The sequence below is a fragment of the Candidatus Neomarinimicrobiota bacterium genome (assembly GCA_034716895.1).
Classification (GTDB): Bacteria; Fidelibacterota; UBA8477; order UBA8477; family JABMPR01; genus JABMPR01.
The window spans coordinates 1-22,985 of the sequence record JAYEKW010000046.1; the positions used below are offsets into that span (position 1 = coordinate 1).

16 protein-coding genes are annotated in these 22,985 nt (G+C 44.6%); 6 read left to right on the forward strand and 10 right to left on the reverse strand.

Annotated features, from left to right (window positions below; translation table 11 throughout):
- Nucleotides 1-267: 267 nt before the first annotated feature.
- The 4 genes from U9Q77_03310 to U9Q77_03325 form a co-directional block, all read right to left on the reverse strand.
- Nucleotides 268-2,340: an alpha-amylase/4-alpha-glucanotransferase domain-containing protein gene (locus U9Q77_03310; GenBank protein MEA3286389.1), complete on the reverse strand. Its 2,073-nt coding sequence runs from the start codon at nt 2,338-2,340 to the stop codon at nt 268-270.
- A 109-nt stretch (nt 2,341-2,449) separates the two neighbouring features.
- Nucleotides 2,450-3,454 carry a type I glyceraldehyde-3-phosphate dehydrogenase gene (gene gap, locus U9Q77_03315; protein ID MEA3286390.1) on the reverse strand — a complete coding sequence of 335 codons (1,005 nt, stop codon included), beginning with the start codon at nt 3,452-3,454 and terminating at the stop codon, nt 2,450-2,452.
- Entirely contained in the window at nt 3,451-4,467 is a 1,017-nt protein-coding gene (locus tag U9Q77_03320; protein MEA3286391.1) for a glyceraldehyde 3-phosphate dehydrogenase NAD-binding domain-containing protein, read from the reverse strand. Before U9Q77_03320 ends, gap begins: the two co-directional genes overlap by 4 nt.
- A gap of 72 nt (nt 4,468-4,539) precedes the next feature.
- The gene (locus tag U9Q77_03325) at nt 4,540-5,373 is read right to left on the reverse strand and encodes a helix-turn-helix domain-containing protein (protein ID MEA3286392.1); all 834 of its coding nucleotides are present in this window, start codon (nt 5,371-5,373) and stop codon (nt 4,540-4,542) included.
- Nucleotides 5,374-5,435: 62 nt separating this feature from the next.
- Between U9Q77_03325 and U9Q77_03330 the strand changes: the two genes are divergently transcribed.
- From U9Q77_03330 to U9Q77_03355, 6 genes are all read left to right on the forward strand, one after another.
- Entirely contained in the window at nt 5,436-7,787 is a 2,352-nt protein-coding gene (locus U9Q77_03330) for an MMPL family transporter (GenBank protein MEA3286393.1), read from the forward strand.
- Between the two features lie 61 nt (nt 7,788-7,848).
- Nucleotides 7,849-8,094 carry a hypothetical protein gene (locus tag U9Q77_03335; protein ID MEA3286394.1) on the forward strand — a complete coding sequence of 82 codons (246 nt, stop codon included), beginning with the start codon at nt 7,849-7,851 and terminating at the stop codon, nt 8,092-8,094.
- On the forward strand, nt 8,091-10,394 hold the full coding sequence (locus U9Q77_03340; GenBank protein ID MEA3286395.1) for an MMPL family transporter: 2,304 nt from the start codon (nt 8,091-8,093) through the stop codon (nt 10,392-10,394). The genes U9Q77_03335 and U9Q77_03340 overlap by 4 nt, the downstream gene beginning before the upstream one ends.
- Nucleotides 10,395-10,427: 33 nt before the next feature.
- A complete protein-coding gene (locus tag U9Q77_03345; GenBank protein MEA3286396.1) occupies nt 10,428-11,192 on the forward strand; it encodes an outer membrane lipoprotein-sorting protein in 765 nt (254 codons plus the stop codon).
- An 11-nt stretch (nt 11,193-11,203) separates the two neighbouring features.
- Complete coding sequence (locus U9Q77_03350) at nt 11,204-12,496, forward strand: hypothetical protein (protein ID MEA3286397.1); 1,293 nt, start codon at nt 11,204-11,206, stop codon at nt 12,494-12,496.
- A 22-nt stretch (nt 12,497-12,518) separates the two neighbouring features.
- Complete coding sequence (locus tag U9Q77_03355; protein MEA3286398.1) at nt 12,519-13,433, forward strand: hypothetical protein; 915 nt, start codon at nt 12,519-12,521, stop codon at nt 13,431-13,433.
- 257 nt (nt 13,434-13,690) lie between these two features.
- On the opposite strand, the gene U9Q77_03360 is transcribed toward U9Q77_03355, so the two are convergent.
- The 6 genes from U9Q77_03360 to U9Q77_03385 form a co-directional block, all read right to left on the reverse strand.
- The gene (locus tag U9Q77_03360; GenBank protein MEA3286399.1) at nt 13,691-13,867 is read right to left on the reverse strand and encodes a hypothetical protein; all 177 of its coding nucleotides are present in this window, start codon (nt 13,865-13,867) and stop codon (nt 13,691-13,693) included.
- Nucleotides 13,868-13,869: 2 nt separating this feature from the next.
- Entirely contained in the window at nt 13,870-14,721 is an 852-nt protein-coding gene (locus U9Q77_03365) for a TRAP transporter TatT component family protein (protein MEA3286400.1), read from the reverse strand.
- A gap of 214 nt (nt 14,722-14,935) precedes the next feature.
- Nucleotides 14,936-17,353, reverse strand: coding sequence for a M14 family zinc carboxypeptidase (locus tag U9Q77_03370; protein ID MEA3286401.1), 2,418 nt, complete (start codon nt 17,351-17,353; stop codon nt 14,936-14,938).
- Nucleotides 17,354-17,371: 18 nt separating this feature from the next.
- Nucleotides 17,372-20,308 carry a M1 family metallopeptidase gene (locus tag U9Q77_03375; protein MEA3286402.1) on the reverse strand — a complete coding sequence of 979 codons (2,937 nt, stop codon included), beginning with the start codon at nt 20,306-20,308 and terminating at the stop codon, nt 17,372-17,374.
- 258 nt (nt 20,309-20,566) lie between these two features.
- Nucleotides 20,567-22,336, reverse strand: a complete 1,770-nt coding sequence (gene aspS / locus U9Q77_03380) for an aspartate--tRNA ligase (GenBank protein MEA3286403.1) — start codon at nt 22,334-22,336, stop codon at nt 20,567-20,569.
- A gap of 188 nt (nt 22,337-22,524) precedes the next feature.
- A complete protein-coding gene (locus U9Q77_03385) occupies nt 22,525-22,902 on the reverse strand; it encodes a helix-turn-helix domain-containing protein (GenBank protein ID MEA3286404.1) in 378 nt (125 codons plus the stop codon).
- Between the last annotated feature and the right edge of the window lie 83 nt (nt 22,903-22,985).

Here is a 22,985-nt window from a genome sequence, read left to right on the forward strand (position 1 = left end):
TCGCAGAGCGCGCAGAGACGCAAAGTGTTGTTATATATGGTTTTAGGCTTATTCACTATATGTGGTTGTATTTAATGGTTTTAGGGCACATTTTATGAATTCTCAGATACTTCTAGCGGTTTCGTCATGTTTAGCAAACTTAAAATTTATTATCTCTAGAGTCCCGATACTTGTCTTTGCGATAAAACGACGTGGCAATCTCAAATGTCAAAAGAAAATAATCAAGGGGATCGCCGTGCGTTGCTCGCGAAAACTGGTTCGGAATTCTTAGCTATTTATTTTTTCAATACTCAGAACAATTTCTGTTTTAAATGTTTCACCTGATTTCAAGTCAAGTGACCAGTGGGGCAACACCGATGATGCCTGGTAGACTCGTTCAAAGCCAGCTTCAGACATGGAGATAGTTTCAATAGGAGCACGCCATAACTGACAGTCCTGCCCAAAATTCAGATTAACTCTAAAATTGTCCCATTCATCTACCAAAGTCAGTGATGCTATTTCAGCATCATTACCATGAGAATTCAAGGGTCCTGAATGTTTACCATCCAGTAAGAAATAGCGGTCGGGACTATTCCCGCCTAAAAGTCCAAAATTAAATTCCAAACCGTATTTATAGTGAAGCGCTTGATCACTTTGATTGGTGATCCGGACTTTAACAAAAATTTTATTGTGGTGCAGTTCGAGTTGTTTCTCAACACTTATTACGGCTCCGTTCAGGGAGGCTTGATTCTTGATCTGAATACCGGCTTCAGCCTGCTCCACGGCAGCAGAATGAACCTCAAGGTCATCCTGGAGTGAACCGCGATAGTAGTCATCCTGATTCTGTTCACCATTAAAGAAATGATCGATGAGACTGCGACGGGAGTAGCCGTCCACAAAGAGTTTGTCCTGCAGACCCTCTTCTTTGGTCAGAACCAGATCATGGATGGAACCACAACCGGAATGATCATTGTCAGCCCAGGCTAATTTTTCATGATAACTTTCAGAATAGCGCTGCAGGTAATTCGTGATATTAAAATGAGCCGGCAGCCAATCGATCTCACGAATCTGACCCAAGTCGCCGGATATAAATATCTGGATCTTATCCGATCGCAGGCGATACTCATCAACACCATCGCCATCCAGATCCACCAAACCAGGCAAGGTTCCGCCAGCTTCCAGAAAAGCAGCTTCGGCCTTGAGTAAATGCTCATAAATAGCATGACGCAAGTGGGGTAAATAGAGTCCGCCGAACACACCATGCCAGTAGGCACAATTGCACTGGGATCGGTAGAGGTCATCTCGAAGGGCTTCCGATACACCACCTTTACTATCCAGTTGCTTAAGATTCAGTGAAAGAAATTGTACCCGTTTCTGCATCCAATTGGACTCTGGGTATTTGGTAAAAAAGTTGCGCCACATTCCACCCTTGACAAAAGGACGACTCTGCTCAGACAACCCCTGGTCTTCAAGGGCATGGATAAGCAGATCCATCTGGTGTCCTAACTGGGTGGGTAAGGTCCACTGGGACATTTCAAAGTAGGAGGATGTTGGCAGGTAAACCAGCCCCCGGGGCGCGTTGGCGGCATGGTACTGCTTAAAGGTCGTGGTCTGGAGCCATTCAGAATTTTGCTCCAGCAGGGTAAAAAATCTTTTTAGCCATTCCTGTTTATAAACAGTATCATAAGTACCAGGCCAGACTCCAAATTTTTCACCATCATCAGCCATCACAACCACATTATTACCCGCTTCGGTTGCCTGGGCTTTGAGAATATCTATGGTGACCTGTGGATCTTCAAAGGGCATGGCATAACGTAGTTTCTGGCTGATGGGAAAAACGCTGAGCAATTGACCTTCCTGCTCGGTGTTGTAATAGCCATTCAAGTCTTTAGGATCGATACCAGAGGTAAGAAAATGATAATCATCGACCACCATGTAATCGATGTCTGCTTGTTTGAGACTGCCGGTGAGATGTGGTTCCCAAACTCGCTCAGTGAGCCAGTTGCCTCGCACATCATAGCCCATCTGGCTCTTGACCCAGTCATTCATTTTCGTGATCTGTCCGATCTGATCATTCACCGGGATCATGGCCAAAATCGGTTCATAGAAACCCGAACCTAGAATCTCAACATTTCCCCGTTCCACCAGTTTTTTTAAAAGGTGCAGGACTTCCGGGCGATGAACTTCCAACCATTCGATAAGCGAGCCGCTAAAATGAAAGGCCATACTGATATTGGGGAATTGCTCCAGAACCTGAAGAAATGGCAAGTAGGACTGATCGCAGGCTTGATGAAATACATCATCAAAATTGCCCACCGGTTGGTGATTATGAATTCCAAAAATAAATTGCACTTTTTTCATCACATCAGTTTCCAATAACAACACGTCAGCTGCAAAAAGCAGCTTGTATTAAAAACAGGAGCCGACCGAATAATACAGCCGGCTCCCTAGCACTTTCAGAATGTGAAAGCTATTTCAGGTCCTTGAAAAGGTTGATCAAGTCAACCACGCGGTTTGAATAACCCCATTCATTATCGTACCAGTTCAAGGTTTTTACAATCCGATTTCCAACAACACGGGTATACGAAGCATCGTAGATCGATGAATATGGATTCCCGATAATATCTGAGGAAACCAGATGATTGTCGTTGTATTCCAGCACTCTCCGAAGACGATCCGTCGCAGCGGCTTCTCGTACTGCAGCATTAATATCTGCAACAGTAACATTGCGACTAACCTCGACGATAAGGTCAACCACTGAGCCATCAGCAACGGGTACACGAGCAGCGATCCCATCCAATTTTCCGACCAGCTCAGGAAGAACTTTTCCTACTGCTCGAGCCGCACCTGTTGTAGTGGGAATGATATTCTCAGCAGCAGCTCGACTACGGCGCCAATCTGAGTGAGGGACATCAGCCAGTCGTTGATCATTGGTATAGGCGTGCGTTGTTGTCATTACCCCTTCCACAATACCAAAAGCATCGTTAAGCACCTTGGCCATGGGGGCTAGACAGTTGGTAGTACAACTGGCATTAGAAATAATGCGATGTTCTGGCTTGAGCCCGTCTTCGTTCACACCTAACACGACTGTGTAATCAATTTCATCCTTGGAGGGAACCGTAAGGATAACCCGACCAGCTCCTGCATCAAGATGCTGGGTCAGAGATTCCTGGGTTCTGAACACACCAGTAGCCTCGATCACAACATCGATCTCCAGCTCTTTCCAGGGCAGAGCGGCAGGATTACGTTCAGTGAGCATTTTCACTGTATCATTGGCGGTAAAAAGGACATCACCTTCTAGACGAACGGTGCTATCACCAAAACCACCCATGACAGTATCATATTTCAAAAGATAGGCCAGGGCCTCATGGTCAAAAAGGTCATTGATCGCAACGACGTTGATGTCATCACGTTTATCCAGAATCCGGAAGACTGAGCGACCAATTCGTCCAAATCCATTAATTGCTACTCTCATGCAGCACCTCCTTCTACACCAAGCTTGCCATAAGCCAGCGCTAGATCTACCAGACGGCCTGCTTGACCGAGACTGTTATCATACCAACTCAGGGTTTTAACCATGCGCTTGCTTGCCTTCATAGTTCCCTTGGTGTCGAATAACAAGCTATGCTCATTGCCGATCACATCACTGGACACAATTGGATCCTCGGTAACTTCAATATAGCGGGAAAGTTTTTCTGCGGCTTTCCGCATCGCTTCGTTTACTTCCTCAACAGTTGTAGTGCTTTTTGTCAGAACACAGGTCAGATCCAGCAATGATCCCATAGGTACGGGAACATTCAGAGCAGAGCCTTCGATCTTACCCTTAAAACGCGGCAGGATATGCTCCATCCAGTACGGACTGATATTCACATTAGGGATAATATTTTCAGCCGCTGAACGACTACGACGAAAATCTGAAGCAGCTGTATTTCGCAGTGGTTGATCACTGGTGTAAGCATGAATAGTGGTCATCATGGCTGATTCTACACCAAATGCTTTATCCATATTATCCAGCATCAATGCCAGAGCGTTTGTTGTAGCAGAAGCAGCAGAAACTATCTTGTCACTGGCTTTAATAGTGTCATCATTAACACCCATAACGATCACCCGATCAATATCATCGATGGGTAAAGATCCCAGTATGACTCGTTTTGCACCGGAGTTCAAATGAGCCTGCATGGCCTCACGGGTACGGTACTTATGGGTGGAATCGATAACGATATCAACATCAAATGCGTCCCAGGGAACGTCTTTGGGTGCAATTCCATGGATCAAGCGAGCTTTATGCCCATCCTTTACCAAAAAATTGCCTTCCTGCTTGACATCGATGGGATTTCTGCCATCTGTCTGCATTAAATAATGTAAAATATCAGCGCGACCGATATCACTGATCGCCACAACTTCCATCTCAGGCTGGTTTAGACTTAGACGATAGATATCTCTACCAATCTCGCCAAAACCCATCAGCCCGACTCTGATCTTACTCATAGAACATGCCTCCATCGCAATCCAGGCTTAATGCCGGACCACTTCTTTAATTGTTAAAATATTTTCCATTGATCAACCCTTGGTTGAGTGTATAAGTGGTTCATGATCTTCACTTAAAAGATCATCCAAATTGTGAATGTCTCCCTGGAGCATTTCTGCTATAACCGACCCCATCTCGATATTATAACGTTGTCCAAATAAAGTAAGATCAAGAATGATGTAATTCAGGGCAATGGCTACGATCGCCGAGTTTCGCGTCCAGGCAACTTTGTTGGTTGGCAGCATTTCAACTCCCCCCAGCATTGCCGAATCACGATCCGCCACCAGGAGGATCTTACTACTCCATACATCTTGAAGCCGACGATTGTCCAGATTATAGGCGAAAACTGTACCGACATCTATTGGTAGAGTGCAAAATGAAAAGATGACTATATCCACACCACGTTTTTCAGCATCTTTCAGGTCAACATGCAGCTTCTCAAATTCGTTGCGCCAGATAGAAAGATACACGGACTGTTTGGCCTTCCTGATCATGTTGCGAGCCCGATCAATCATACTGTCATAGCCACGAATATTCCAGAGATCTCCGATCTCAAGGTCTGTATTGACGTTACGGAGAGAATCCTTCAATGTGTCCAGATTAGCAGTGAATTTATTCTCCAGAAGATCAAAAAGATGATCAGGGGGCAAAGGAATATAACGGGTTGGGTTTGTGTCGACACAACTCACCATCCCCGTACTTTCCAAACGTTTCAGAATCTCATAAATTGCGGATCTTGGTATCCCCGATTTGCCACTTACTTCATACCCTGTTGCCGGATTATTCTGCAACAAGTTTAGATATGTTTTAGCCTCGTTGGAAGTGAATCCGAATGATTTAAGGGCAGGAAGTAACTTTTCATTCATAGCGTGTCTCAGTTCTTAGTTACGCTTAATATATTCCTCCCAAAGAGCGGGCATAGCATTTTTTGACACGGCCTGAAAATAATGCTAAACCCTCAATACTCCTTTTGCTTTCATCCTGGCAAAGCCTGTTTTACATTCGCGCCGTGCAAAAATTTATCCACATCATCACTGAGCGCCCCAAACTGGTCATCAGCATAAATCTGTTGATCATTTTGTTACTGGCTCTTCCCATTCTTCAAATCCACATCAATCCAGATCTACAGGCACTCATCCCAGCTGATGATCCCGAATTACTTCGCATGGAAGAACTTGAGGAAGAATTCGGTGGCCTTGATATCATTCTGATCAGTTACCATACCGGGGATGTTTTTACTGCCGAAGCCCTCGAAGTGATCGATGACCTGACACAGGATCTGGAGCTACTACCCCAAATCGATCACCTGATCAGTCTGACCAACTATGAATCGATCTACAGTGAAGACGAATCAATGGTCGTAAACGCATTCATCAGTGATCTCCCCACGAACCAAGCGGAGAGCGATTCCTTAGCATTAGCTGCCAGTTTAGACCCCATGATCGGTCAGATCCTGGTTTCTGCCAACCGCGAATATTCAGCTTTCTTGATCTTCACGAAACCTGATGCAGATGAAGTCCCGACTGTCATTGTCTTACGGGAAGTACTAGCACCCTATCTGGCAGAGGGTCATGATCTTCAGCTCGGTGGAATGCCGGTCATTCGCACCCATATTTCCGAAGACATTAATCGGGATACCTTAATATACATCCCAGCAGGAATGATACTCATTGCCTTTCTGTTGTACTTCAGTTTTCGTTCACGACGGGGATTACTCCTACCAATGATAGTGGTTATTCTGTCCATCCTGGGCACTTTGGGCCTCATGTCCTGGCTGGGTTTAATGTTATCGGTTATTTCCAGTATTATGCCGATCATGCTTATTGCTGTTGCCAGTGCTTATGGTATTCATATCATCACCAGATATTTTGAAGATTGCGCCGCCATGGATGAATCGGCAGACAGTAAAGCCGTGGTAGCCAGTGTGGTTGAGCATATGCTCCGGCCTGTTTTCCTGGCTGCCCTGACAACAATCATCGGGTTTTTATCATTATTATCCCACATTCTGCCGGCCTCCCGTGAAGTAGGGGTTCTTACTGCATTTGGGGTATTGCTGGCATTCGGACTTTCCATCACATTGATTCCTGCGATTCTGGTCCTGTTCCATAAGCCCAGCCGGGAAAGGCAGAATAAAAATACAACTAATCGACTGCTTTCCCGCATTCTGGTGGTAATCGCCAGATTTGTCTTCCACCAACGCAAGCTTGTTATCAGCGGATTCATACTGCTTACTATTGTGGCTCTCCTGGGAATTCCCTCCGTGCAAATAGACAGCAATCCTTTGAATTATTATGGTCCGAAATCGATTGTACGAGTGGTCAATACGATCATTGATGAGAATTTCGGAGGTAGCACCACCATGTCTGTTGTGATCGAAGGTGACATAAAATCACCTGATGTCTTGAAGCAGATCGATGCCATTCAATCCTATCTGGATGGGAAAGATGGAGTGGGCTACACCATGGCGATCACCGATTTTATCAAACTCATGAATCAATCCATGAACGGTGGGAATCCTGAGTTTTATTCAATTCCTGACTCTCGAGAGTTGGTTTCCCAATATCTATTACTCTATTCGTGGGAATCCAGTGATAGCTATTTGGATGCTTACGTGGATTATGAGTACCGAGTTGCTCAAGTCGTTGTCCGTATGAATACGATGGATGTTTATCACATGGTTGATATTCAACAAGACCTTAATCAATTCCTGGACGCAAACATCAGGGTTGATAATCAGCCCAAAAGTGAAGGATATGCGGTCTTATTGGGCAATCTAATGCCTATGATGGTCAAGGGTCAGACCAGAAGCTTGATCCTCTCTGTTTTCTTGGCGGCATTAGTTACTGGACTGGTTTTTAGATCTCTGGTCGCGGCCTTGATCAGCGCCATGCCCCTGGCCTTTGCCATATCAGGTGTTTTCGGATTAATGGGTTACACCGGGGTGTACCTGAATACTGCCACGTCCATGCTCAGTTCCATCATGATCGGGATCGGGATTGATTACACCATCCATTTTTTGTTCCGCTTCAGGACCGAGATTCGTCATGGCTTAAGTGATGAGGAAGCTATTATCAAGACCCTGAGCACAACTGGGCAGGGTATTATCATCAATGGTTTCTCTGTAATAATGGGATTTGCAGTCTGTATGCTTTCTACCTTTATTCCAATTTACTTTTTTGGTTGGTTGATAGCAGTATCAATTTTCATGTGCCTGATCGCCGCTCTGACGCTGCTGCCAGTGGTCTTGATCCTGACGCGGCCTAAGTTTATTTACGGGTAAATCCACCCACGGTTGAAACCGTGGGCTGCCTCATGAATTTTGTGCCATTGAGACTTTCAGATTGGCTCGTCGGGCAGATTTCTTCCAGATCATGCAGGAAGGGCAGGAACAAGGACTGATTAGACAGGAGCTGGATCTGGAATTGGCTGCTACTCTGTTTATGAACATTGTGAATACGGTATTCCAACCCGAGTTCTTCCTGACAAATCAATTGGGACCTAAAGAGGTTATTGAAACGTTCAGAGATATTTTCCTGCGGGGAATCGTCACTCAAAAAGGTCTAGAACATATCGAGGATACACTATGAAACAGTGGTTCATTAACCAGTCTATACTCCATGCTAAACGTAGTATTCTAATTTCATTGATCCTGACTGCCCTGATGGGCTCTGGAATTCGTTATTTTGTCATTGAAGATGATTTCATGAAGCTCCTGCCTCAGGATATTCAATCCATGATCACCTGGAACGAGCTCAAAGACGAATTCGGTAATACTGAATTGATGTTCGTCGCCTTTGGTATTCGAGGGGAAGATGCTCTCAACTCAAAAACGCTGGCGACGCTCTGGGACATAACCCGGGCTATGGAAGAACTTGAACAGGTCGATGAAGTCATGAGTATCTCCAGCTCCGATCGTATGGATAGTGATGATGGATTTTTGACTATCGAGGCCATGCAACCCTACCGTGAATTGGATGAGTCTGAAATTCAAGATATCAGCAACTACCTGGATGATACACCCAAGATCAAAACCAGATTTGTAGGAACCCGAGGTGATTACTTGAATGTGATGATCCGACCTATTCTGGGAGCCAGTAATGATATTGTGGTTTACAATCTGGAGCAGATCGTCAACAAACACCTCACGGGGTATGATGTTCACTGGGGCGGTCAAGCCTATCTCACCGGGGCTCTCCCGATCCTCATTCGTAATGATGTTGGCAAACTCATGCAGGCAGGACTGATCGGCATGCTTCTGATCCTTCTTTTCAGCTTTAGAAATGTTCCGGCTGTGGGGATGGTGTTTACGACCATCATTCTCTCTATGATCTTTATGATCGGCGTTTATGGGTGGATGTATCATCTGACAGGCTCTGATGCATTTCTGTTTAGCGTTATGAACACCTCCATGCCCATTATCCTCTTGACCATCGCCAATTCGTATGGTGTACACATTATCACCAAATTTTTTAGACAAATGCGGAAAAAAGGACAGGATGTACAGGCAGCTGTTGAAGCAAGTTTAGAAGCCCTTATTTTGCCCATCTTTCTCACAGCCCTTACCACTATCGCAGCTTTTCTCAGCATGATCTTTGCGCCTCTGGAAGCACTTCTGGGTTATGGCATTGCCATATCGGCCGGAATTGTGTGGGCCTGGCTCTTAACCACTATTTTTCTACCCTCAACCCTGGTTTTGAAGAAGTGGAAGCCAGATTCAAGTGCTGTTTCACATGCCAGTATTTTCGAAAAATTAGTGATAATCATTGGCAAGCGGGTAATGCAACACCCCAAAGCTGTACTGATCAGTGCGACCCTGGTGGTGATAGTTGGCGCACTTGGAATTTTACAGCTCAATGTTGAAGTCAATATGAAACACTTTTTTAAACCCGATAATTCTATTCGTAAAAGTCTCCAATTCATGGATGATGAGATGACCGGCAGCATGGATCTCCAACTTCTGATCAATGCCGATCTGAAATCACCCGAGGTCTTGACCAAAATCTCCCGTATCCAGGAATTCATGGAAGAACACCCCTCTGTCAGCCTTTCCATATCCATTGCTGACATCATCAAACAGATGCATCGGATGGTGAATGACAATGACCCGGCCTTTGAAACGATTCCAGATACACGAGCTAAGATCAATAATTTATTTACCCTGTACTCCATGTCTGGAGATCCGGATGATTTCAGCTCGCTGGTGGATTATGATTACAAAAAGGGATTAGCCACGTCCATGATGCGATCCATTTCCACATCTGAGATCGTTATTCTGGTAGAAAACATTGAAAAGTTTCTGAGTCAGGATGAATATCAGGATCTTAATATTACGATCACCGGAATGCTGGTGGTCTTCAGAGATTTAGTCTCTCTGATCTTGCAAAGTTCATTTATCAGTATCTTTGCTTCTATCTTTGTGATCGCTCTCATCGCAGCTTATTTTTTCAAACATTGGTTGTGGGGTATCTTAGCCGTTATTCCTCTTAGCTCAGCAGTGATTCTGAACTTTGGACTCATGGGTCTTTTTGGAGTGGATCTAAATCATGTAACCGCTTTATTGTCAGCAATAATTATTGGTGTAGGAGTAGATTTTGCCATCCACTATATCAGTCAATTCAGAAGACACTTAAGACACCACGGTTTAACAGACGATATCAGCCATGAAACCATGCAGGATGTGGGCTTCCCGGTTATATTGGATGCAGCTTCAAATATGGCTTTTGGAGCCCTGCTCTTTTCAGAATTCGTGCCAATGATCCACATGGGTGGTTTGATGATATTTGCCATGGTCTCAACCTCCATGGGAACACTCACCCTGCTGGCAGTCATCCTGGAACTAATGAAACATAAACTGGCCAGGATCGAACCGATGATCCAAACCGTATAAAGGAATTAAATAAAGTATAAGGACTTTCTTAAAATGAAAAATCTAGTTAAAACGCTAACCCTCAGTCTGTTGGTCAGTATCCCCCTGGGGATATTTGCTCAAACAGGGTATGAAATTGCCAAAGCCATGGAGGATGTCAACAATCCAACCGATATGAAAGCTGATATGACCATGACCTTGACCAACAAGCAGGGTAAGTCCAGAGAATCCACAATTCGTTCGGTAATTGCCGATGACAACCGCAACCAGATCATCTGGTTTCTGGCGCCAGCCGATGACAAAGGGGTAGCATTCTTAAAGATAGAACATGATGACAAAGATGATGAAATGCGCCTTTGGTTGCCAGCTTTTAAAAAGGTCCGGCGTATATCTTCCAAGAAAAAGGCTGATTCATTTATGGGTTCTGATCTAAGCTATGAAGATATGACTTCTCGAGCGCTGGATGATTACACTTATGAGTTAAAAGGCAGCGAAACTGTTGAAGGCATTGATTGTCACATATTGGAGAGCACACCAAAAAAGGGAGTTACTCGCACCTATAAACGTTTCATGACCTATGTCAGCAAAACTGATCTGGTGGCGATTCTGGATGAAGCTTATGATATGAGAAATCAACTGTTGAAAAGAAGACAGATAAAATATACTAAAGAAAAATCCTACAACCTCCCTCTGGAGATATTTGTAGAGAATGTACAGAAGAAGCATAGTACACGTTTATTATTTGCCAATATCGAAGTTGACACCGGTGTCGAAGCTGATCTCTTCCAGGAGAAAAACCTGAAACGTATGCCACGCTGACTGGATCTGATATGAAAAAACTGTTACTGGTACTCATATTCCTCAATCTCCTACTCCCCCAACTGATATTCAGCCAATTGAGCATATCAGGAGACATTACTCCGACTGGCATGTTTAGATTAAGTGATGCCTCCCTGATCGACCTGCCTTTTCGACTGGGAAATATCAATGTCCGTTATTCTTTTGGTGATTTTGAGTTGGTTACTTCTACTGCACTGGAAACCCGCTGGAAGGATCCTGAATTTACGGCTGAGAGTTTTCAATTCAGGGAAGCCTACCTGAATTGGTATCCCAGCTTTGGTGAAGTTCGTTTGGGAAAGATTATTCAGGCCTGGGGTGCAGCCGATGCCAATAATCCGACTGACAACCTCTCTCCATATGATTTTTATTATATGTTCATGGCTGGTAGTGATCGGAAAAATGGCAGTCTGGCTGGTATTGCAAAAATGTATCTGGGAGATTGGCAAGCTGAGATCAGCTTAATGCCTGACCATACACCAAACAGATTGCCTTATAATGAACCTGACTTTCCTATAGCCCTACCGCCTGAGCCAACCCCTGAACAGTTTGTAAAGGTAGAAAACCCTCTGGAATTTGGGATTCGACTGCGAAGGGCTTTTAATATGGCAGATCTTTCCATTTCATATCTTAAGAGCCATGACCAGATGTTCAACGTTTTTGCACTGGAAGGAACATCGCCAAATTTGTCGCCCATTTACGGATACCGAAATACGAATGTCTTGGGGATGGATGGTGTACTGTTTCCTGGAAACTGGACCTTACGGGGTGAGGCTGCGTACTTCATGACCAATAATCCTTATACTGATCAGACATCGATCGTTTTTGAAGTGGATGCCCAATACCTTCAATATGTACTACAGGTCGAGTATGAATTAGCCAACCAGGTTCAAATTATGGCTCAACTTATTGGAACTGATATCTTGAAGGCCGAAGGGCGAACACTATTAATGGGGCCTACGGGCGTGCCAGGTGTTAGCCTCCTGGACGAAACTAACTTTCAGCTCGGAATGGGTACACCCTTTGCGATGATCTCTGATCGTGTTATCATTTTTTCAAGTATGGTTACTCTATTTGACAATGCACTGGACTTAAGCGGGATGTTGATGGTCAACCTGGAAGAAACAGGCTATATGACCAATCTCAGCTCGAGTTATGCCATCAGAGAAGGCTTGAAACTGGATGCCACCCTTGCCTATTTTATTGGGGGTGATGAGGAGGGCAATAGTTTCAGGGAGCTGGAAGATTTCTCAAACCTAAGTATGGGATTAACCTATAGTTTCTGAGGGAGACCGGTTACCTTTATTCATGACCAGACTTTTTAGAAAATACAAGCGAATCGCAAAAGGGATCTCTCCATTGGATATCACCTCCAATTTTGATCAGGAGGAACTGAGTTGGGATAACCTGTTCATGAGTGGAGCCTCATCAAACACAACTGAACTATTCCTGGGCAAATACTCGCGAGACGGTATCAAATTCATTATAGAACGGTTTGGCCTTGATCGGCAAGCTCGCCACATGGGTATTCGACACTTAGCTGTTGCCATTGACACAAAGGATCCATTCAGACATAAACTAACCATTTATAACGGTCAGGAACGGGATCGTGACCACATTATCATGGAATTTGTCGCTCGTTACCAACACCTCACACCAAAAGATGTAGATGCTGAATTCCTCTATACAAGTCCGTTGCGCGTGCTCATGATCGAGTGGTTACTTCTGCAAAATCCCAAAGCACAATTCACCCGCCGGAAACCAAAACTCCCTGGTCAGTATCACCCTGGTTTGGGACTAGGTGATGAGTTACTCGCTTTATTCTCTCTTATGGGCAGACATCTCCAGGTAGATGGGATCATCAATGTCCCTGAATACTATCACACTGGCCTACTGTTCAGCAAGCGCTTTGTTTTCCTTAGTCCCTGTATCCAGTCACAGGTAAGTCAGATCGCTCACGATCTATGGAAAAAATACCGTCTATCAGTAATTGCCTGGGCTAGTGCTGCAGGTGCAATTATTAGCCATCAAACAGGTGAGCCTTTTGAATGGCTACCCCGCAAACAGATCATACCTCTGGCAGGGCAATTAAAACAATACTTCAAATCTGATGCCTATCAGGACATTGCCGGGAAGCAGAACCATACTGCACAATACTTCATTGATGAGGACAAACTCAGGCAAGCTCTGACAGCCATGGAAGAACCACCGTTCCAATTTTGACGCCACCGCAAAAAGTATTTAAAAAAACATGAAAATCGACACTTCGACTGGGCTCAGTGACCGCTTAACTACAATATTCTTAACAGGTTACGGAAATATGGCGTATGTTTATGATAATCAACACTTTGCGTCTCTGCGTGCTCTGCCTGCCCGCACGAAGTTATACGCAGGCGGGCGAGAGGTACTTTTTGCGAGGCCGTCAATTTTAAACTGTTGACCTATTGATCACCGGATAATCCCAACTATAACAATTGGATTCAGGGAAGTTTGATGACTGAAGTTTCCCAGCTTGTCTTGGTAGTTTGTGGAATCTCTTTTTTAACATCCGTCGGCAAAAATCGCACCAATACAATGGTTGCCAACAATACCAGCAACGTACCAATAAGCTGGCTGGAGGCGTTCTGGCGTTGTCTTTCTACTCGAAATGACTTCATGATCAGAACCAATTTTCCTTTTCCGCTTTGATCATGAGTTTATCAGCCAAATTCTTTTCGAATAGATTTTCCGGATAGTAGGATAGAGACTTATCCAGGTTGGCAGTGACAACCCGGGTCAACAACTGGTAAAAAAGATCTTTATCCTTGGTCAAAGGACAATAGAACATGGCCATGAGTGTATAATTGCCAAGATATTCGGGAGCAATTCTTATGGCATTTTCAAAAGCTTCCTGAATAGCGAGAGTATCACTCTGTGTCGCGGGATCGCGAGCTAGTAGAGAACCCTTATAGCGGTAGTAAGCGCCATAATAATAGTTTGAGTCAAGATCGTTAATATGCTCCAAAGTAGTCCAGTGGAGATCACGCTGGCCCAAACGCACCAGGGCACCCTTGGTTGACAACCACTGGCCATAATTAGCCATACCCCAGTAGAGTGCATCAATAAATCTTGAATCCAAACCTCTAATAGCCATGCTCTCTTCACCAGTTGAGAAGAGCAAACTTCGGTAGTTACTGTTCTGAGCTAAAATTATTTGACTTGCTTCATATCCACGCAAAAACAGACTATCCTTTTGGACTGTTTCAAAGACCAGGTATTGGGCAGAATAATAATAAGCATGCGATAATTTTGACCACAATTCTATGGAAGTAGAATCCATTTCTGAAAGATGCTGATAAGCTGCCAGGGCGCGGTTGGCAAAAGCTGGTTCAGCTCGAAGTGTCCAAAAGCTGTCAGCTACAGCTAAACTGATCGAATCTTCGGAATTATGGGGATTTTGAATAGCCGGGGGTTGATTAACCGAACAGTTAAAAATTAGCAAAACTACACTGAAAACAAATAAAAGACGCACCGATCCGTGCTCTCCCTGACCTTACGTTCCCACCACCTTGGTAAAAACGGACGAATATATAATATTGGGGACAGGAATTCCTACTAGTGTTTAAGTCAAATCTTAAAAATTCATTACTGGATCTGTCCAACCCATATTCTCTTATACAAATTGAGCTTCAATGCTTACAAAGTGAACCTGTCTCACTTGAGAATACTCAAAAGATCCCTCATCATTATCTAGCCAGGATCACCTCAATGAGCAGCACCATATCCAGAATATCAACTGCAGAATCATGATTCAAATCTGAGAGCTCTAGGGCTTCATCCTCCGGTATTTCGCTTTGGATGATCCACTCCAGAAGAAGTACGGCATCATTAATATCAATTAACCCATCACGCGTGATATCACCAACATGAAAGCCAACGCCCCAAGCCAGGACCATCAGATCATCTACTATAAATCCGTCTCCTTCATAGTAAGTATCGCTCATCAGTTTGAAACTCAAGAGCACGGACGAGCTGCCGACGAACTCATCCAGAGAAAGGGTCTCAGACACCCAATCCTGGCTGCCATGGTAACCTGGTTCTCCCAGGGGCTGTACGGTGGCTCCATTCCCTGATACCGTATATTCTCCAGACAAAGGACTCCAGGTATTTCCCCCATCATTTGAAGCAAGTACTTGACAAAAATCATAGTCGAACTCAATATCCCACGTTGCAGCAAAGCTCAATACAGGTGAGTTATAACCACGCAGATCGATGGGATCATTGAGCATGACCTCCATGGTGGATAATTCCGGATAATTGCCATAAGGAGAGTCTGTCATAGCCAGAGCGCCACTGTACGCTTCACTGGTGGTACCCCACGATTCAGATAACCACGCATCAAATCCTGTTTCCAAGTCATCCACAAAAAGTGTATCAGGCGCTCCAACGCTCCAGAAAAAGGTGTCAGAGATAGCGTACTGCCCATCAATGTCAATACTGAGGATAATCTGCGCCAAAGTACCGGATTCTGCCTGAATGGTGAAATTCAGATCATTCAACCCCAGGTCAACATCTGCTTGAGGTACCAAATCAGAAAGATCAATGTTGGCGAAGTTGGGAATCATACTACTGTCAGGTGAGACAAGGTGTAGTGTTGCAGTATTATCCTCCAACCCGAGACCTTTGTTTTTGATCACTAACTGACAGGGGACCACAGCACCGTCTGTCAGGGGACCTTCCTGAAGAAGTTCAAAACTCTCTAATCGTACCCAGCTCCCTGCTACTCCGGCAAGATGAATATTCATACTCAAATTCTCTTCAGCCAGCTCATAGATCATATCCGTTGGCGGCCAAAAACCTCCTTCTGACCAAGTACCTACCTCAGGTGTAAAGTTGATGATACCGAGATCGCCATACATATAGTCTACTGCGTCTCCATTAACAGAATATCCTACAGTTTCATCACCTGTACCAAAAAGATAATGGTTGTCAGCTACCAGGTCCTGCCCCAGCTGCTGATAGATATCGCCGTCAGGAACAGGTAATTCAACACTGGCATCATATCCGAATGGTCGAATTAAAAGATTACCATAAGTGTGGTAATTCAACACGGTTTGAAACTCATGAGCAAGGACAAAATCCCTGATAGCCTGGGTCTCCGGTTCTGAGAAAGCTGCAGCACCACGGTAAGTGGCAGCACAATTATCCGGGCTGGAGCCAACATCATTATAGCCCCATTGGAAACCCCAGTTACGGTTCAGGTCAACGCCGGGAGAACTCAAACAGCCCGGTTTACGATTCTTTCGGTGCATCCCTCCCCCATTGGGATTGGTCAACTCGTTGTATACATAACCATCAGGATTAATAACTGGTACAAACCACAATTCTCGTTCATTCACCAGATAACTCAAGAGGGGATCCACAGTATAATTCTCAGCCAATTCCCAGGCAAAATAGAGTACGACCATCATGGCAGCCGGTTCGCGTGCATGAATCAGGGAATTGTAAAATACTTCCGGTTCAGCTTCATCAACTGTTGGGTTATCAGATATCTTAAAAGCCCAGATCGTGCGTCCTTCATAGCTTGATCCAATACTGTCCTTCGCCGAAACGATCTCCGGATACTGGGCATGCAAAGAATCCATGTTTTCAACTATTTCATCGAAAGTATAATAACCTCCCATGCTCCCATAACCGAATTCTCTGGCCATATCCTGAGTAAGTTGCGATTCATAGTAAGCACTGAGATCTATGATCAAATCTTCGACCATAAGCCCACTTCCAAAGACCTGGTCTTTTTCCGTTTGATTCACAACGACATCAACATACACATCCCGACGCACATCCAACCCTTCCGGATCAATTCCCATGGATAGCAATTCAGGAATTATCTCTGCTGTATTTTCAGACCAAATCCTGACCTGATCATAGCTTTCCTGGGCAAATCCAACACCAACCATGATGAAGATGATCAGAAGTGGTTTGAGTAATACCATATTCAGTTCAGAATGCGGGGTATATTTTTCACATTTTCCAGTTTTACGGCACTTAAAATTCTCACCATAACCACTGCTATGCTTCAAATCTGGAGCTTGTAGAACAGAAAAATGTCTTGACTCTACACACCGCCTCTTGAACAGAATATGGTATAATTTATTTAGCATGGAATATTTCCTTATGAATTAATTGGATATACTGAAGACCCAGGAATTGTTGGAGAGGGTACTTACCCAACTGCCATTTTCATAACGCATTACAGGTAAAGCAATCTTCAATCGGACTGGTCTGATAATGGTTGTCAACCAACTATTTCTTTTCCAGGTGGGTCTATAGTAAATTCCCACTCCGACATCAGCTAGCCATTCCCAATTTTTTCCACTATTTGAGCTTTGCCCAAAATCAAAGAAAGTCTCAAAATCAAGCCTATCTGGACCAAATGGTCCCGAGTTAAAGCTTAGGTCGACATTATTTGACCAGAGGTAATTAACTGGGGCATCAAGTGAATCTGTATATCCTCTCAGTCGTCCGCCTCCGGCAAGATAATAACGTGGGCCGAACAAATCGATCCCGCTGGTCTGGTGCAAGGTAGCAGCCATTCGATCGAGATAAATACTACGCAAGTCTCTGGAAGCGAGCTGACTCTTTACCATATCTGGTGTTGATGCATCACTCGCCTCAAAATTACAGCGATTGTTGATCTTAATAAAACGGTAGCCCCTGGCCCAATTGCCCATAAAGGAAAACTGGTTAAAATTCTGCCCGTACCGTCCCAGCCCTGCAGGAGAAATTTGATATTGGGCACTTAAACCAAAATCACCAAGAGACAGATCGTGCTGAAGCTCATATTTTAGCCCGAACCGCATGAAGCTACTTTGTCCTGCCAGATCCGAACCAGCATATTCCCCATCGGTATAGTCCGCAGAGAGCGTCAGGTAATGCACGGGGTTCTCCCAAAACACCTTTGCCCAATTCAATTCGTAATTGAGATCAGCAAAGCTCATCGAATGCCAGGTTCCCACTGAACCACTCCATGTCGCCACAAAGGGGAGTCCAATTTGTTCTTGTTCAAAGGAGATCGCCATGTCGGGGTTGCCCGTGGCCAAATTGTAATCCAGTTCAAGAGCGGTAAAATCCCCAGCATTGCGGTAAACACGGTCAATACGCAGACCGATTCCTAATCCATCTGTATCGTTGAATCCCATTTGAGGTTTCCACAAATACAGATTTTTATCATCGGGATACTCATCCCAATCCTTGAAATTGTATCGATATGACCATTTCCTCTGTGAATCATTATCACGCCGATCCACATCTAAAAAGACATTATCTGCATCCAGATAGACCCGTTCCGGCTTAAAATCTGATTCGACACTGATGATACCAGTATCCCGGTACCTAAACTCCTTCAGGGATGCTGAGGCGGTTTCGCTGTTGGCACCAAAGATCGTAGCTGAAATAGGGACAAACATTCCACCAATATTTTCAACATTGATGCTGGTTTTGAAATGATCTGGAGCAACAGTTTCCGTATTCCAACTATTTAAACCATAATCAACATATTTGATCGTATGCAACCATTGATCAAAGAACCAGTCCAACTCTTCACCGGTTGCATCCTCCATGGCTTTGATAAAACGCCCCTCATTCACATGTTTAAGAGCCCAAAGATCGTAGTACAATCGCATACCAGCTAAAAAACGATCCTCTCCCAAATACTCTTTTAATGAATGCAGCATGAGACTGGCTTTGGTGTAAACATTTGTCCGATATGAGCCATAATTAGTGAAATCAAAACTATGGGTGGCAATTGGTTCATTTCGCGGACTCTGCATGTAACGGATCGTCGATTTTAAGGCTGATTCCAGGTACATCTGTCGTGGGAGATGTTCATCCTCAAAAGCAGTGATATGTTTACGACTGATGGCATAGCCATTGTCCGGATAGAAGTGTTCCTGATACCAACGGGTTTGAAAAGTGGTAGACCCTTCATCCAGCCAGGCATCATCCAGTTCATCACTGGCAAATAATCCATAGAACCAGTTGTGTCCAATTTCATGGACGATCAGACTTTCACTCTCTGAAGCATCCATGATCAGCATGGGGTATTCCATCCCTCCGCCCAGTAAAGCCTTACTGATGGTCATCTGCGGCCATGGATAAGCACCAAACTTATTTGATAACCAACGAATCGCCGAGACACCGTCTTCAACCACATCTCTGGTCCAATCTTCACCAACCTTGGTCGTGAATAATGCATGAATATCGATTCCATTCCAACTCGCATGCTCATAAACAAAATCAGGCGAACAAAGCCAGGCAAAATCATGAACATTGGTGGCTGAAAAAGTGACTTCACGCCGGGCATTACTATCGAGTTTTTCCAGGGCTTCCGAACGGGTCACCTTATAAGCGTTCACCCACTTTGTCCAGGTCTGGGATGTATCCACGGTTACATCAACCCAACCGGGATCACCTTCTATCACGACTCCTGTTGCACCGACAATTTGCTCCGCTGGTAAATCCAGATGCACGGTAAAATCTCCAAATTCACCATAAAACTCACCCCAGTCACCAAAGGGATCATCATGCCAGCCGTTTTCATCGTAGACCACAAATTTTGGATACCATTGGGCAAAATCATATTGCTTGTCTTCCCACCCGGAGCGATCGATATGCGGATGGATCAGGGAGATCCAATCAAGCTCAAAGCTGAGCGTATCACCGGGAGCCAAAGTCTGATTCAGGCTAATGTCCAGAATTGTATCATCTCGGATCAGATATTTCAGATCAATTGAATCTGTGCTTACTTGATTAATCTTGATCCCGGTCCAGCCTTTTTCCTTATCAAAGGTATCGCCATAATCAGCCCAGACGGCGGCCGCAATGGTGCCCTCATTGTAAGCATTGTGATAGAGATGCATGAAGAGATGGTCCAGGCTATCCGGGGAATTATTTACATATAATAGTCGTGATGTGGCTGACAAAATTTTTGCTTCGGTATCTAAACTAACATCCATATTGTATTTTACATATTGCTGCCAGTACTGACCCAATAAGACACTGGTAAAAAGTGCCATGATAAATATGATTCGGATAAATTTATTTTGTAATTGATTCATTTTATTTTCCCCTGATTCACATGACAATATCTAAACACTTGCAGAAGTGAACAAGTCACCAAAGCGTTACGACTTCCACCAAATATATCAATTGGACTTAGCAATGATTTGATACATTGTCTTCATTTTTCCCAGTTGGAGTTTGTAACGTTTTAGTCTTCGCAACGAATGAAATGAGTGAAGCGATCTATATCCCTCAATCATAATCCGAGATTGCCGCAGTCGCCACCGCTCCTTCGCAATGACGGGAAAGAGACCTTATTCGATCAGTTTGATATGTAGATCGCGGAGTTGTTCTGCATCAACCGTTGAAGGAGCTTCATCCATGAGAGAGGCCGCTGAGGTCGTTTTAGGAAAAGCGATAACGTCACGAATATTATCAGTACCACCCAGGATCATGATGAGACGGTCAAAACCAAAGGCAATCCCACCATGAGGTGGCGCACCATATTTAAAGGCTTTTAGCAAAAAACCAAACCTGGCGTTGGCTTCTTCTTTATCCATGCCGATGAGCTCGAACATGCGACTCTGCATCTCCCGAGTATGAATTCTGATGGAGCCACCGGCGACTTCATAACCATTGATCACCAGATCGTAAGCCCTGGCTCTCACATTTCTCGGATCAGTCTCCATGAGCTGGTCATCCTCGGGATTGGGTGAAGTGAAGGGATGATGCATGGCGATATAGCGTTGACTGTCTTCATCCCAATCCAGGAGTGGGAAATCCACGACAAACAGTGGTTTAAACGTTTCTTTTTCGATCAGACCTTCACGTTTGGCCAATTCGATCCGCAAAGCGCCCAGAGCCTGTAAAGTTCTAGTCTCAGTATCAGACACAAAGAAAATGATATCGTTTTGTTCTAATTGAAGATCCTGACTGATCTCGGCCTGTAGTTCCTCAGAAAAGAACTTACTGATGCCAGCTGAAAGCTTGCCCTGGTCAACTTTGCAGAAAGCCAGACCCTTCAGGCCATAGTAGGTTTTAAGCCAGTCGGTTAAGCCATCGATGATCTTCCGTGAATATTTATCAGCAGCATTTTTGAGTACCAATGCTTTAACCCGACCTCCTGCGTCCAGGTTGTTTGTAAAAACACCAAAATCTGTTTTTGCCGCATAACCAGCAAATTCGACCAGGGGCATTTCGAAGCGCAGATCCGGTTTGTCGCTGCCGTAGGTTTCCATGGCAGCCTGATAGCTCATGGTGGGAAAGGTTTTTGGAAGCTCATGATCCAGAACATCTTTGAAGATACCGCGAGCTACCCGGGTAGCCAATCCTATCACATCATCCTGATCCACAAATGACATCTCAATATCGATCTGGGTGAATTCAGGTTGCCGATCTGCTCGTAGGTCTTCATCCCGGAAACATTTTACGATCTGGAAATATTTGTCATAACCAGCGATCATAAGCAACTGCTTATAGGTTTGGGGAGATTGGGGCAAAGCATAAAATTTGCCTTTATGGATCCGACTGGGTACCAGGTAATCCCGGGCACCTTCAGGGGTGGATTTCATCAGAACCGGGGTCTCGAATTCCATAAAGCCTTCATCATTGAGCAGGCGACGGGCACTTTGATAGGTTCTGGATCGCAAGGTCATAAAATCCTGCAGCTCTTTGGTACGCAGTTCCAGATAGCGATATTCCAGGCGCAGCTCTTCGCTACCGGTTTCACGATCAGAGACCAGAAATGGCAGGGGTTGGGCTTCGTTGAGAACTTCCAATTCTGAGACCATGACCTCGATCGCCCCAGTTGCCATCCTGGAGTTGACATTTCCATCGGGTCGCTGCTGAACAATGCCTTTAACGGCTATAACATCTTCCATTCCCAAACGTTTGGCTCTTGCAGCCAGTTCTGGAACCAGATCAGGATTAAAAGTAGCTTGAGTTTTTCCGTAGCGATCTCGCAGATCAAGAAAGATCACACCACCATGATCGCGGTTGGTAGCAATCCAGCCATTGAGGATGACTTCCTGGTTAACATTATTTACATCTAACTGACCACAGGTCACAGTTCGTTTAAGTTGCATGACAGCTCCAATATTTAAAATCGGGGCAATGTAATGTGAGACGAGGGTACATCAATGATTGACATAAGCACTAGAGGTAAATAAATGAGCCGAATTATTTCGAAAATACTAAATCGAACAATCTTAGATGAGGCCAACAAGTGCCCCGGATTTTGATGTATTTCAGCAGGCCCTCAGGCAGCAGATAATTACTTACGCCTGAGTCGTTGGATCAGGGGTAGCACATCCTCCTGTTCCTTTTTGAATATCTTTGGTTCGGCTTCCCACGAACTGCCTGATTCAGGTTCAGGAGAATCAACAACTTCCTCCTTGTTGAGTTCATCTGGAGCAACTTCTTCCAGTACGGTGGTATCGATGAACATGCTACCATTACCCAGGATCAGCCAATTGAAATCCAGATCATATTCATGGACCAGGGGTACCAGCTTGGAACACTTGATTTCCCGGTCGCCCATTTCCCAGTAAATGATGGTCCGCTTCCCCAGGCCACACATGCTAGCCACTTCTCGTTGAGTCAAGCCCACAGCGGCTCTGAATTCCCTTAATCGTTCAGCAATGGATGACATAACCCCTCGTTTTTAAATTCGTCACAATATGCGCTCTGGATTGAAAATTGAAAATTGAAAATTGATCGATTCTGGTTTACTTT